Origin of the sequence: Pseudobutyrivibrio sp., from assembly GCF_015057185.1 — a bacterium.
Lineage (GTDB): Bacteria > Bacillota > Clostridia > Lachnospirales > Lachnospiraceae > Pseudobutyrivibrio.
In genome coordinates, this window is the sequence record NZ_SVEV01000027.1 from 16,145 (window position 1) to 29,342 (window position 13,198).

The following is a 13,198-nucleotide window of genomic DNA, read 5'->3' on the forward strand; positions in this document are numbered from 1 at the left end:
GCCTATTCTGTAGGCGCTATTACCTCCTCTAATTTAACCTGAGCATCTGCCAAAACATCATCTATATTATTACCTTCAATAATGCTAAGAACTGCTTGGGACATTATCTCTCTGCACTCATAATGATATTCAGATTGCTCAACAAGTGGTACTTCCTGAGAGTACTCCACAATTATAGAATAAATTGGTTGTCCGTTAAAGTAGTCTACTCCTTGACTATAAACCTCTGACTCTGCTGCAGCCACACAAGTACCAATAAGTCCTGCCTCTGTTAGTGCCTCATCATAGGTAATTGAATGACCATCAATTGCAGAATTTCCACCAAATGTATAGGCTAGAAAATCGTTTGCTACCAAAGAATTCTTGCAGTTTGTGGTTACACAAAGGGATGAACCGCCATTTGAAGAATATCCTGGTTCCCCTGAAAATGAAGGGGCTGTAGTTATCTCCCAATCTCCTGAATGGTCTGAAACCTGCTCCATTGAGCTAATGATCCAGTTTCCATCATAGACTCCTGCAAGCATATCATTTCCAATGGCATTATCAATATAGTCTGTCCAATCCTCTGCCAAATATAAAACGTGATTCTGCTGTAGCTTTACAATCATTGAAACAACATCACATAGAGTATGATTTCCTACGATGTATGGGCTTCCTCCTCTAAATGGAGACTCACCTTCTGCTTGAAGCATCATATAAATAAGGTCGTTGTCCTTACCGATGGCGCCGATTAGGTACTTACCTGTTTTCTCGTAAACATCCTGTCCTATCTCGGCAAATCTGTCCCAGGTGATACCTGTCACATCATCCATTGTGTAACCGCATTCCGCTAAAATATCAGTTCTATAAGCAAAAACCGATGTTCCTGCATCCACTGGAACCCCGTAGTGCACGTCATCCACTATAGAATAGGAAACCTTGTCCTGACCTAAATTGTCCCAATCTATAATTGCGCTTTCAACTGGGACAAAGGCACTTGGATAGTTTTTTACGTATTTTTGGATATTGTGATCCTGAAACAGCACTAAATCTGGAAGGCTTTTATAAACCTTTTTCTCGTCTGCCGCCACTATTTCGTCCTCGATGGCATCCGAGTTTCCCATGTCTATTATTTCTAATTTAAAATCAGGGTTAACCTGCTGATAATCCTGCTCTGCTGCCTTCAAAGCTGGAATGTTAAAATTAGAATCCCAGGCCCACACAGTAAGGGTTGTTTTCATCTCACTTATTGGCATAGGAGCTTCTTCTTTCTCACCACAACCAATTAATGAAGAAGCAACTAGGATTGACATGGCCAATGCTTTTAACTTTTTTCTCATTAAACTCTCCCATACATCTTGCAATTGTAAATACTTATTAGTTACATTTAACCACTTTTCTGCAAATGATGCAATTTAAATAATAAAAATTGACACTGAAGCTTAGTTCAGTGTCAAATATAACCAAAGTATTAAATTATTGAGCACAGGCTTTGCCTGCTGCACCTTGCGCAATTGGAATAAATATCATAGCAACTACGAAGCACAAGATGTACATAGGAATTAATGTTCCTAGGAATGCAAATAAAAATGCTGGGAAAGGAGCTCCACCAAATACTTGCACATTTACGAAGTTCATAACCAAACCAATGATGATTACGAAAATTAAAACTACTGGCACATTTCCTAGGATTCTTCCTGGAACGCTCTCTGGGTCTACTTTAAATAACTTAGGAAAATTGATGGCTATAAGAGGTATTGGGAATACTGCATTTACAATACATGCAAACACGAATCCCAAGAGTATATTTACCAGCAAAGCTGGTGTAAGTAGCTTATCTGAGTTTCCAGAAAATATCATTCCTCCCACTGACATTGCTGTTGCAAGCGGAATATTCATTACTAAATTGAACACAACAAAAAATTTTAAACTTGGTTTTTCCATTTTTATTCTCTCCTTTTATATGACAGTTATTAGCTGTTCTATTACCAGAGAGAATTAGGCCCCTAACGGATTAGGGGCCCAGTTCCCCCGATTTTATTAATTACCCTCAAATGGGTCCCTTCTAATTTGCCTTGCTAGGTGAAGGTGTTGGTGCACATACAGCTGTATAGTGCTCCTTACGAGCCTTGAACTCTGGATCCTTGAAGAGGTTCATAAGGCGTCCCTCGTTCTGGAAGATATCATCGCCGTGAAGCTTCTTACCAGAAATTGTGTCATGAGCCTTGTGCTCATCTGCTGGATCAAACTTGAACTTAAATGCTCCATCAACAACCTCAAGTGTACCGTGAAGACCGCAAAGCTCGCACTCACACTCTGTTGTTCCTGGGAAGATGTAGAAGTTGTTACCGTTACAGTGTGGGCAAGCACCTGGTGTACCCATCCACTTAGCATTCTCAACATCCTTTGCAGCCTCAACAAGGTTACGTCCGATTTGTCTCATACGCTCTACCTTGTCATCCTGCATGATAACGTCCTTGCACCATGAGAAGTACTCGTTGTTAATTACTGTCCAAGCTGGGCTCATAGCAAGCATAGCGTGATCTGTCTCAACACGAACTGCCCAGTCAGAACCACCGATACCTACAAATGAAATTGCCTTCTTCTTTAAGTACTTAGGATCAAGACCATCCTTGCCCTGCTCCTTAAGCTTTCCATCAAGCATGTGAAGCATTCCGATATCGTGTCCAGGTCCCATACGGTCACAAAGTACGTGGAATAATCCAGATCCGCCTGACTCATAGATTGGGTCTACAACAAGTACACCGTCAGCTTCAGCCATCTTATCAAAGAGTGCTGCATAATCATCCTTCTGAGAGCAAACCATTCCCTTACCCATTACAAGGCTTCTTGAGCAAGCTACGCAACCTGTGCAGTATTTGATATCCCAATCAAAAACGTGGATAAACTCAATCTCAGCTCCCATTTCTTTTGCTGCCTCAAGGGCAACGCGGCACATAGTATCGTTGTTACCGTTTCTTGTACCACAAGACAAACCTAAAATTTTCATAAATTAAAAACCTCCTAAATTTAATTTGTCTTAGTTATTAGATTTCCTTTATTAATAATTGGTTGTTCCTGAAACAAATGACTTATTACTAATTATTTTTTGCTTCATTTGGTCTCTTAATTAAGAGAGTACAACCAATAGCTAAGGCTATAGCTACAATCATAATTACAAATATGGTCATGTATGTACCTTGCTTGTCGTAAATTACACCAGCTGCAGTTCCTCCGAAGGAAGCCAAAAGCAAATTCAGGTTTATGATAGAGAAATTGACTGGGTAATTTTTAACCCCATAAAAATCCATAATAAAAGCTGAATTGGTAGGTGTCACACCGCCGTATGACAGTCCAAAGAATATAAATCCTAGTACCACAAGTGCCAAGCTGCCAGCATTTAATGCTGCTATGTTAATCAAAACTGAAACCAAATAAAGTCCACAGTTGAGTAACATAGTTTTTTTCTGACCAAGTCTATCGTAGAGTCCGCCGAAGATTACTCTACCGATTCCATTGAATACTGAAATCAAACCTACGATAGTTGCAATTGTCCCTGCTGCGAGGTTGGGCGATGTCTCTGTTACAATGCCACTAGCCTGTGCTACCAATGCCAACGCTGCTGCACTAAGTAAAATCGCATATACAAAATATAACCAGAAGGATGCTTTGCTAATCATCTGGGCAGTCTTAAAGTCAGCGCCTTTTGCAGCCTTATTTGCTGTTTCTGCTGGAACATATTCTCGTATCTGCTCCTCTGTTGGCTTTTTAATAAAAAGACCACCAATTAAAATTACTGCACATACGATAACTCCAAGAGCTTTGAACTCCTGTCTCCAGCTAAAGCTGCCTAAAAATCCTGCATAAACTTTTCCGATTATGAAGGCTCCGATTCCAAATCCCATAAGTAGGATTCCTGAAATCAAGCCCTTCTTGTCAGGGAACCATTTTGTTACAGAGCCCATAACTGTGTTATAGGCAAATCCTGCTCCTAGTCCTGCAAGAACACCAAAGCCAAGATATAGCTGTGTGATATTTGTCATTGAGCTAACAATGATAAATCCCACTAAGAAAAGCACTGCAGAAATTCCGCAAATCACCCATTCCTTCACTTTTCCTGCTAGTAGGCCAGCTACTAGTCCACCGATGCAGAAGAAGCTCATTGCAAGGGTGAATGTGAGTGAAAGTGACCCCTTGCTCCAATTTGGATATTCTGCTGCAAATGGACTAGAAAGTACTGACCATGCATATATAAGTCCAGCAAATAGAAGTATTAAAACACCCCAGATAGCTTGCGCCCATCTATTTGTTTTTTTCATTAAAGCCTCCTATTTCCCGTCTTATTCAAAAATTCTGGCTTTTTCTTCGCCGCGGATAACACGAAGTGTTCCCTCAGCAAGTGCCTTCATTTCGTTTTCACCTGGGATAATCTCTACAGGTGCGATAAAGCCTGCATGCTTCTTGATTGAATCAACGAACATATCAGAGTAAGCAAGTCCTCCTGTAAGTACGATGTAATCAACCTTTCCGTCAACAGATGGTGCGATTCTTGCGATTGTCTTTGCTGTGTTAAGAGCCATTGCTTCATATAAAAGTGCTGCCTCTTCATTTCCATCAACTACCATCTGCTCAACTTCGCGCATGTCTGCTGTGCCAAAGTAAGAAATCATTCCACCGCTACGCTGTAGCTTCTTCATCATCTCTTCCTTTGTGTACTCACCGCTGTAGCACATGTCTACGAGAGCATAAGTTGGAAGTCCACCTGCACGCTCTGGAGCGAATGTTCCAATTTCGTCATTGAAGAAATCAATAATCTGTCCATTAGAGTGAAGGTTTACTGTAATACCGCCGCCTAAGTGTGCAACGATAATGTTTACCTTGTTGTAGTCAATGCCCTTGTCCTTGCAAAGCTTTAATGCTGCCGCACGAGTATTAAGGTTGTGACCCTTTGCAGGAACTCTAATGCCCTTGATACCAGTGATTTTGTTGACCTCAGTCATCTCATCTACTGTGATTGCGTCGTAAATATAAGCCTTTACACCGATTTGCTGAGCAATTGAATACGCAATACCTGCACCAAGATTACTTGCGTGCTGGTCTACTGGATGAAACTGTAAAGTCTCAACCATTTTTTCATTAACTTCATAGGCTCCAGTCTTTACTGGAGGAAGTGCTCCTCCACGTCCTACAACAGCTCCAAGGCTATCAACCTTGTCACCGTGCTTTGTAAGACATGCGAGAATCAAATCCTTTCTCATATCCAGCTGATCGTAGATTGTAGGATAAGCCTTGAGCTCATCTAAGCTATGTGAAATGCTTTCAATCCACTGCTGCTCCTCGCCCTGATAAATAGCGATTTTTGTAGAAGTAGAACCTGGGTTAATGACTAATATTTTTTCATTTGCCATAGGATTCTCCTTTATTTAACTGCTGCTGCAGATACAACGATTGAGAGGTACTTCTCCTCTGCTGTAGAGCTGCGAGATACCATAACGATTGGGCACTTTGCGCCAACGATAAAGCCAGCCATTTTTGCACCGCAGCTGATTGCATACATCTTACCCATGATGTTTCCTGCATGGATATTTGGTGCAACAAGCACGTCTGGATCACCAGCAATCTTAGACTTAAGTCCCTTGAATTCAGCAAGATCCTTTCTCATAACGCAGTCGTACTGGATAGGTCCTTCTACGATACAGTTTGTAATCTCGCCTCTTTCGTTCATTGCCTGAAGCTCTGCTGCATCAACAGACTCAGGCATCTTTGGATTAACCTTCTCAACACAAGCAAGTACACCAACCTTTGGGCAGTCATAACCCATAGCGCAAAGTGTATCTACTGTGTTCTGGATAATATCCTTCTTCTGCATAAGGTCTGGATATGTAACCATTCCACCGTCAACAGGAAGAATTACCTTGTGATATGTAGGAACCTCGAACATTGTAAAGTGTGACATGAGTCTTCCCTGTCCAAGTCCGTATTCCTTGTTAACAACTTCCTTGAGGATAATCTTTGTATCTACCTTACCCTTCATAAGGAAATCAGCTTTTCCTGAGCTAACAAGCTTTACTGCCTTTTCGCAGGCCTGCTGTAAATCCTCAGCTGGTACGTCGATAATGTTTTCCTCAGGAATCTCTTCCTTAAGGTCTGCTAAAATCTCAGTAATTATCTTTTTATCGCCAACTAAGATTGGCTCGATGATGCCTTCTCTTCTAGCGTTTACAACTGCCTCAAGAGTATGATCATCATTTGCACAAGCTACAGCCATAATCTTCTTTGAAGGTGCGCCTTTAACCTTTGCAATCAATTCATCAAAATTGTGAAATACCATTTGATTTTCCTTTCAAAACTAGTTCTTGCCGTTCTTTACCTTGAACTCGCGTCCAATTTCAAGTCCCTTATCAAATGCTGCCTTGTTAAGAGGTAAAAGCTTTGGCTTGCTACCAAGCTTATGCTCTACTGTGCCCCAAACGATTTCTGGAGCAACAACCTCTGTATATCCAACGTAAACACCAAGCATGATTACGTTAAGAACCTTTGAGTTACCCATCTCAAGAGCAAGCTCTGTTACAGGTGCCTCAATAAGCTCAATATCATCTCTTTCAATCTTGTCTTTTACGATTGAGCTGTTGATGAAAAGTCTTCCGCCTGGCTTTAATGTACCGATGAATTTATTTAAAGATGGACCATTCATAACAATAAGGTCATCCATAACATCTCCAAGTGGTGCGCCAATCATTTCATCTGAAATAACTACGTAGCAGTTAGCTGTACCACCACGCTGCTCTGCGCCGTATGAAGGGAAGAATGTTACATTCTTATCTGTAGAATCACATGTTGCAGAAGCAAGGAACTTTCCAAGGGTCATAACACCCTGTCCACCGAAGCCGGCTACACATATATTTGTTTCCATTATTTCTCCTCCATTCCGCGATCTCTGATAACACCAAGTGGGTATTCCTTAAGCATGTTCTCCTCGAGGAAATCAAGTGCCTTAAGTGAATCAAGTCCCCAGTTTGTTGGGCAGCTTGTTACGATTTCTACAAGAGAGAATCCCTTGCCAGCAAGCTGATACTCGAATGCCTTTCTGATTGCCTTCTTTGTCTTCATAACATTTGCTGGTGTGTTACAGCTTGTTCTCTCAAGATAGTAAGGTGCTGTAAGCTGGTTAAGTGTCTCGCAAACATGCATTGGATAACCATGCTCCTCTGCAATACGTCCCTTTGGTGCTGTTGTTGCCTTCATTCCAAAAAGAGTTGTAGGTGCAAGCTGACCACCTGTCATACCGTAAATACCATTGTTTACGAAGATAACTGTGAAGTTCTCGCCACGGTTTGCAGCTGACATTGTCTCAGCAAGACCGATTGATGCAAGGTCACCATCACCCTGATATGTGAAATAAAGTGTATCTGGATTTGCTCTCTTCATACCTGTTGCAACTGCACAAGCTCTACCATGTGGAGCTGTGATGTTATCGTATGCCATGTAGTCCATCTGAAGACCACAGCATCCGATACCTAAAACTGCAGCTGTCTTATCAATGATGCCCATCTCGTCAATAACTTCACCGATGAGCTTCATGATTGAAGAATGCATACATCCTGGACAAAATCCTGAAACCTTGTCCTCCTGAATTGTTTTTGTTCTTCCGTATAATAATTCTGCCATGTTAAGCCTCCTGTCCTGCTAATTTCATTACAGCCTCAAGCACGGCCTCTCTTGACATTACGTTACCGCCTGAGCATAAGCACTTCTCAACTGGGCAACGACGTCTAACTACTGCCTCTACATCTGTTGCATACTGAGCTGGGATTGACATCTCAACATCAAGAATTGCCTTTACCTTGCTATAGTCAAGCTTCTCAAAAGCTTCTGTTGGGAATGGATTAAGAGTGATTGGACGAATAAGACCAACCTTGATTCCCTGCTTTCTCAAGATATCAACTGAAGACTTAGCGATACGGCCTGAAATACCATAAGCTGTAAGAATGATTTCAGCATCCTCTACCATGTATTCCTCAACCATAACGTCATTTTCTTTCCATGACTCATAAAGTGCTGCAGCCTCTTCGTTACACTTCTGCATAACTGTTGTCTGCCACTGACCTGGCTGGATCCAAGAGCGGTTAGCATAGTCAAGCTTGTGACCTACACATGCCCACTTCTTCTTTTCTTCTCTAATCTTTTGAACCTCTTCCTCAGGCATCATCTCTGGAAGCTCAACTGGCTCCATCATTGTTGCGATAACACCGTCTGCAAGAATGTGAACTGGGTTTCTATCTCTATCAGCAAGCTCGAAAGCCTTAACTGTAAGGTCTACTGCCTCCTGAACTGTTGAAGGTGCAAGTACCATCATCTGGAAACCACCATTACCAGCTGCCTTTGTTGCCTCAAAATAATCCATCTGTGCTGGCTGGATTGAACCTACTCCAGGGCCCCCTCGTGCAAAGTTTGTATACACAATTGGAATACGAGCTGATGCACAATATGAGATACCCTCACTCTTAAGTGCGATTCCTGGTGAAGATGAAGATGTCATTGCTCTGACACCAGCAGAAGCTGCACCGTAAACCATATTGATGGATGCTACTTCTGACTCGCCCTGTACGAAATTTCCACCAACCTCTGGAAGTCTTCTTGAGAAATACTCTGGGACTTCATTTTGAGGTGTGATAGGATAACCTGCAAAAAAACGACAGCCGGCACGAACTGCTGCTTCAGCTACAGCCTCGCTGCCCTTCATAAATGTTCTAGCCATTTATCTAATCCTCCTTATAAATCTCAATTGCCCCATCTGGACAGATACGTCCACAAGTTAGACAACCTACGCAATCTTCTTGTCTTGCAGCTACAACATACTCGTAGCCCTTGGCATTTACTTCAGTTCCGATCTCAAGAACATTCTTGGGACAAAACTTGATACAGTAACCACAGCTTTTGCATCGCTGTGCAACTACATTAATGCTAAATTTTGCCATTATATGACCTCCTTTTACTCTTGTATATCCATAAACTCAATCCCTAAGCCATTCATAGGTCAGGTACAAGTGTATAGGCATAATCTTTTCTACCTTGAAATTCTTTTTAACCGACTCAACCAAGCCCTCGTGAACGCAAACCATCTCAATTTCCTTATGGTCTGAGACGATTTTTTCCATATTGCCTGCTCCCTCAACCATTTCATCAATAGTTGTTGTGATGCCGGCATTTGGATTATCAATAAAGTGAATATCCTCTAGGCTTAAGTGTGAAACTGTAAGAATTTCTGATAAGAATCTATCTATATGGTTAATGTCCTGGCAGAATGGTCTGAAATAATTCAAAACATATAAGACACATAAGGATTCCTTTTTTGCTCGAAGCATGAAGCCTCCGATTGCTCTGGCACCTATGTCATCTCCGCCAACGTCCATAACCACGATACTTTCTGGATCCGCTAACAGCTCGCTTACACCACCCACTACTGTAGGCGCGTCATAAAACTGCTCCTCGTAGTGAATGGCAATATCTGCAAGCTCTTCGCTTTCTAGCAAATCTCTTGATCTAAAAAGCGGTTTTGTCATATCCATGTCAAAGAGATGTACCTTTTTATCAGATTCCTTGGCTAAGTACTTTGCCAGATTTAGTGAAATTTCACTTTTTCCGCAGCCAGCACCGCCAATCAATATGAAATTTGTTTTTCCTGCCTTTAAAGCATCATTTATCAACTTCATTTCAATTACATCTCCTTGTTATCCACAATTAACGCATTGTTATATATCCCTTGTACTGTCTTAAGTTGTCAGATGTACATCTGTCACCTAAGAATACTGATGCGATGTTGTGCTGAGGCTTTAAGAATGGGAACTCATCCTGCTGTGCCCATGAAGGCTTTGTAAGATGTGTCTTTGAAAGATTTACACAAAGGTCATACCACTCCTCTGGTCCTTCAAACCAAACCTCGCAAACTCTATCGAACTGTGCTTCTGGAGCACCATAATTCACAACTACCTTGCTACTTACAACTCTGTTTACTCTTACTGATCCTGTAAGGAATGGAACTACTTCCTCATGGAACCATCTCTCGCCCTCTTCCTTGCCGCACTCCTCTGGATACTTGATAAGGAACTGCCAACGGAAGTTTGGTCCATCCTCAAGTGTTCTTTCCTTACCCTTGAAGTCCTCTTCCCAGTTAAGTGGGACGAATGAGAAAATAAATGGTGGCATATCTCCGCCGCCTGCTGCACGTCCTGCATCACCAGACTCAGCATTGTTATGTACTGTTGAGCTGTTTACATCTGGAATGCATCCCTGCCAACGAAGAACATCCATAGGCATGTACTCGCAGAAAATGTTGTTTGCCATCTCAGGAAGATGCTCATTTACTAACCAGTAATGCTCAGTAAGCTGCATCGCTCTAGCACCAAATCTGTCTCCCTCTGGTGGTGTTGGATAGCACTGATAAAATGCATATTTAGTTACGTATGGGCTGAACTTGCTGATGCTCTCTGGCACGTGATGATAGTAAAGCCAATGCTCAAGCTTTGGTCTGTACTCTTCCTTTGCAAGACCTACATAGATGAGGCTTCGCATGATATTAAACTCGTATGACATAAATTACCCTCCTTTAAATTCATATGAGATACGACTTTGACTATTTTTTAACAAAAAAAGATACAAAGTTAGATTAACCTAACTGACTTTCTTTGTGCAAATTGACCGTGGCTAAATCATAGCATCATCTTTTCTCGATAAAAAATATCAATATCCAATGGATTTAATAACAAATTTGATATAGATAAATTCAAACTTTAATATTGGACGTTTTTACCAAATGGGTCTTACAATCTGATTACGAACGAGCACTGCAATTGTGCTCAGCTATGAAAAAGGAGGTTTTTAAATGAGCGATAAGTTTTACGCTAAGAGTCCCGGCAACGAAGGCTATATAAAGAATATGGAAGTCGTTGGCTATCACGACGCTGATAACCACTATCTCTTCCAGTCTCAGTTATATAAGACACAAGATGGACGTTATTACCTTTACGGTGGATGCTTCTACGGATATGGTGTTGAAATTATAGAGGTTACTGACCCGGCAAATCCACGCCACGTACAGTACATGCCAGTTATGGATCCTGAGGTTTACCCATACATGTCTACACCAAAGGTACAGATTGCCGATGATTTAATGATTGTTTCTAATGGAAACTGTCTTGAATTTTTACATGGTCCTGCACCAGAGAAGTACACTCCAGCTCCAGGTGGAGTTCATATCTTCTCATTAAAGGAAGACCCTGAGCACCCTAAGAAATTGTCTTTCTGGGCAACTGGCGACACTGATAACCCAGGAGCTGGTGTTCACAGATTTACTTACAATGGTGGAAAATACTTACATCTTTCTGCTACTGCTGTTGGTTTCAAGGACTTTATTTACAGAATTGTAGATATTTCTGACCCTACTAACCCACATGAGGTTGGTCGCTGGTGGAATCCAGGTCAGTTCTTTGGAAATCAGACAAAGAAGACAAGAGATAAGGAATGGAACGGTTGGCAGGGCTACAATACTTACCCTGGATTCGTACACTTCCCATATGTTGACGGAGATACAGCTTACCTTAGCTGTGCTGGCGCAGGCTTCAAGATTCTTGATGTTTCTAATCCTGAATGGCCACAGGTTATCGGAGAAGCAAAAATGACTCCACCATTTGCTACTAAATTCGGTGGTGCACTTTGCCACACATTCATGCCAATCCACGGTACAAAATACGCTATTGGTATGCAGGAAGGTGAACGTCAGTGGACTTACAACAAAAATGATTTTGATAAGTTCGGCGTTCAGGCTATGTGCGGTATTGAGATGTTTGATATCTCAGACCCTGAGGATCCAGTACTTATTTCAGTACTTCCTTACCCAGAAGTTCCTGAGAACTTCCCTTACAAGAACTTTAATGATTTAGGATATGGTTACCCTACATCATTTGGTCCTCACAACTTACATGAACCAATGACAGGAAAGCCTTGGCTTGAGGACAGAAGCGATCGTGCTTACGACTGCTACTTCCACGCTGGACTTCGTGTTTACGATATTTCAGACCCATATGTTCCAAAGGAGATAGCATACTTTATTCCTCCAAATCCAGAGAAGCTTTGCTTCGACGTAAAGATGCCTAACAAGCCTCTTGGAACAGCCGAGGATCTTGTCGTTGATGATAGAGGTTACATCTATATGAACGCTATGCATGATGGAGTTTACATCCTTAAGTGTCTCGTATAGTTTGTATATTACAATTATTTCTAATTTCTCTCTTAAAGAAAGCTGCCACGTGACAGCTTTCTTTTTTTTGCTATAATAGGGGCATGACTGATAAACAAATTGAATGTTTCTTAGAAACAGGTAAATATCAAAGCTTTACAAAAGCTGCACAAAACTTATATCTTCCACAGCCTGCTGTCAGCCGATATATTTCTGCCCTAGAACAGGAGCTAGGTGTGTCTCTTTTCATTAGAGAAAATAGCAGAAATATATCCCTTTCAGAGGAGGGAACCATCTATTTCAATTTCTTCCAGCGCTACCATGCTGAGTTTAGAAATATTAAAAAGATGCTTACAAACACCAGCTCAACCCTTAGAATAGGCTACAATATCGGCTGGAATGTATCCTCTTTTTTGCCTGCAATTGTAGATGAATGTAGAAAAGAGAATCCTGATTTGGAGATTTCCTTTGAATGTCTGGGCTTTAGAGACCTGGTTCAGGCCATAGAGGACAAACATTTGGATGCGATTATCACAACAGATGATTATTTAGAGGGACGAGCAGATTTCGTCAAGTATCATTTTACTAGTATTTCTCGTATTATTGCCTACTCTGACCTGCTTCCAAATCATGAGAGCATCACCTCCCCTAAGGATTTTGAGGAGTACACCTTCTACATGATTGACGACCCTAAGGTTGGTGAGCTATGTCAGGATATTGAGCTTATGTTCCGCCCTTATGGCTTCATTCCTAAGTTTTTTGCAGTTCCTAATATTAATTCAGTTTTTGCTTCAGTGGAGAATGGTCTGGGAGTAGCTGTACTAGATTCCTGGTATCAGGGCATTCATCATCCGGGAATGCATATTTTTGATTTGCATGAGGCACTGCCAATTTCCATCGCATGGTCTAGAAATGCTATCTCTTCACCAGTAGATATGCTTTATAAGAAAATAAATGAATTCTTTAAAAATGGGATGTAGGCTA

The 13,198-nt window shown here is 41.4% G+C and carries 14 protein-coding genes; 2 read left to right on the plus strand and 12 right to left on the minus strand.

The genetic code is table 11. From position 1 onward, the window contains the following. Positions 1 to 2 precede the first annotated feature (2 nt). From E7276_RS11220 to E7276_RS11275, 12 genes are all read right to left on the minus strand, one after another. Positions 3 to 1,319 (minus strand): ABC transporter substrate-binding protein, encoded by a 1,317-nt coding sequence (locus tag E7276_RS11220; RefSeq protein ID WP_294217598.1) that lies wholly within the window; start codon positions 1,317 to 1,319, stop codon positions 3 to 5. 136 nt (positions 1,320 to 1,455) lie between these two features. Further along, positions 1,456 to 1,923 (minus strand): hypothetical protein, encoded by a 468-nt coding sequence (locus E7276_RS11225; protein WP_294217599.1) that lies wholly within the window; start codon positions 1,921 to 1,923, stop codon positions 1,456 to 1,458. Positions 1,924 to 2,044: 121 nt separating this feature from the next. Beyond that, entirely contained in the window at positions 2,045 to 2,989 is a 945-nt protein-coding gene (locus E7276_RS11230) for a flavodoxin family protein (RefSeq protein ID WP_294217601.1), read from the minus strand. 88 nt (positions 2,990 to 3,077) lie between these two features. Then, positions 3,078 to 4,298, minus strand: coding sequence for an MFS transporter (locus E7276_RS11235; protein ID WP_294217604.1), 1,221 nt, complete (start codon positions 4,296 to 4,298; stop codon positions 3,078 to 3,080). Between the two features lie 21 nt (positions 4,299 to 4,319). Next, complete coding sequence (gene buk, locus E7276_RS11240; protein ID WP_294217607.1) at positions 4,320 to 5,387, minus strand: butyrate kinase; 1,068 nt, start codon at positions 5,385 to 5,387, stop codon at positions 4,320 to 4,322. Between the two features lie 11 nt (positions 5,388 to 5,398). Further along, entirely contained in the window at positions 5,399 to 6,310 is a 912-nt protein-coding gene (locus E7276_RS11245; RefSeq protein WP_294217608.1) for a phosphate acyltransferase, read from the minus strand. A gap of 18 nt (positions 6,311 to 6,328) precedes the next feature. Continuing rightward, a complete protein-coding gene (locus E7276_RS11250) occupies positions 6,329 to 6,892 on the minus strand; it encodes a 2-oxoacid:acceptor oxidoreductase family protein (RefSeq protein WP_294217611.1) in 564 nt (187 codons plus the stop codon). Beyond that, on the minus strand, positions 6,892 to 7,647 hold the full coding sequence (locus E7276_RS11255; RefSeq protein ID WP_294217614.1) for a thiamine pyrophosphate-dependent enzyme: 756 nt from the start codon (positions 7,645 to 7,647) through the stop codon (positions 6,892 to 6,894). Before E7276_RS11255 ends, E7276_RS11250 begins: the two co-directional genes overlap by 1 nt. A gap of 1 nt (position 7,648) precedes the next feature. Then, entirely contained in the window at positions 7,649 to 8,737 is a 1,089-nt protein-coding gene (vorB, locus tag E7276_RS11260) for a 3-methyl-2-oxobutanoate dehydrogenase subunit VorB (RefSeq protein ID WP_294217616.1), read from the minus strand. A 4-nt stretch (positions 8,738 to 8,741) separates the two neighbouring features. Next, the gene (locus E7276_RS11265) at positions 8,742 to 8,957 is read right to left on the minus strand and encodes a 4Fe-4S dicluster domain-containing protein (protein ID WP_294217618.1); all 216 of its coding nucleotides are present in this window, start codon (positions 8,955 to 8,957) and stop codon (positions 8,742 to 8,744) included. A 36-nt stretch (positions 8,958 to 8,993) separates the two neighbouring features. Continuing rightward, a complete protein-coding gene (locus tag E7276_RS11270) occupies positions 8,994 to 9,692 on the minus strand; it encodes a nucleotide-binding protein (protein WP_294217620.1) in 699 nt (232 codons plus the stop codon). 28 nt (positions 9,693 to 9,720) lie between these two features. Further along, positions 9,721 to 10,572 carry an acetyl-CoA hydrolase gene (locus E7276_RS11275; protein WP_294217621.1) on the minus strand — a complete coding sequence of 284 codons (852 nt, stop codon included), beginning with the start codon at positions 10,570 to 10,572 and terminating at the stop codon, positions 9,721 to 9,723. A gap of 289 nt (positions 10,573 to 10,861) precedes the next feature. Here E7276_RS11275 and E7276_RS11280 point away from each other — a divergent pair, with 289 nt between their 5' ends. Continuing rightward, complete coding sequence (locus tag E7276_RS11280) at positions 10,862 to 12,235, plus strand: LVIVD repeat-containing protein (RefSeq protein ID WP_294217622.1); 1,374 nt, start codon at positions 10,862 to 10,864, stop codon at positions 12,233 to 12,235. Positions 12,236 to 12,318: 83 nt separating this feature from the next. After that, positions 12,319 to 13,194, plus strand: coding sequence for a LysR family transcriptional regulator (locus E7276_RS11285; RefSeq protein WP_294217623.1), 876 nt, complete (start codon positions 12,319 to 12,321; stop codon positions 13,192 to 13,194). The last annotated feature ends 4 nt before the right edge of the window (positions 13,195 to 13,198 follow it).

Coding starts and splice junctions, on each gene's coding strand:
- E7276_RS11255 (WP_294217614.1), bottom strand. CDS start 7,647: ATGGCAGAATTATTATACGGAAGAACAAAAACAATTCAGGAGGACAAG.
- buk (WP_294217607.1), bottom strand. CDS start 5,387: ATGGCAAATGAAAAAATATTAGTCATTAACCCAGGTTCTACTTCTACA.
- E7276_RS11245 (WP_294217608.1), bottom strand. CDS start 6,310: ATGGTATTTCACAATTTTGATGAATTGATTGCAAAGGTTAAAGGCGCA.
- E7276_RS11235 (WP_294217604.1), bottom strand. CDS start 4,298: ATGAAAAAAACAAATAGATGGGCGCAAGCTATCTGGGGTGTTTTAATA.
- vorB (WP_294217616.1), bottom strand. CDS start 8,737: ATGGCTAGAACATTTATGAAGGGCAGCGAGGCTGTAGCTGAAGCAGCA.
- E7276_RS11230 (WP_294217601.1), bottom strand. CDS start 2,989: ATGAAAATTTTAGGTTTGTCTTGTGGTACAAGAAACGGTAACAACGAT.
- E7276_RS11225 (WP_294217599.1), bottom strand. CDS start 1,923: ATGGAAAAACCAAGTTTAAAATTTTTTGTTGTGTTCAATTTAGTAATG.
- E7276_RS11250 (WP_294217611.1), bottom strand. CDS start 6,892: ATGGAAACAAATATATGTGTAGCCGGCTTCGGTGGACAGGGTGTTATG.
- E7276_RS11280 (WP_294217622.1), top strand. CDS start 10,862: ATGAGCGATAAGTTTTACGCTAAGAGTCCCGGCAACGAAGGCTATATA.
- E7276_RS11285 (WP_294217623.1), top strand. CDS start 12,319: ATGACTGATAAACAAATTGAATGTTTCTTAGAAACAGGTAAATATCAA.
- E7276_RS11220 (WP_294217598.1), bottom strand. CDS start 1,319: ATGAGAAAAAAGTTAAAAGCATTGGCCATGTCAATCCTAGTTGCTTCT.
- E7276_RS11270 (WP_294217620.1), bottom strand. CDS start 9,692: ATGAAGTTGATAAATGATGCTTTAAAGGCAGGAAAAACAAATTTCATA.
- E7276_RS11265 (WP_294217618.1), bottom strand. CDS start 8,957: ATGGCAAAATTTAGCATTAATGTAGTTGCACAGCGATGCAAAAGCTGT.
- E7276_RS11275 (WP_294217621.1), bottom strand. CDS start 10,572: ATGTCATACGAGTTTAATATCATGCGAAGCCTCATCTATGTAGGTCTT.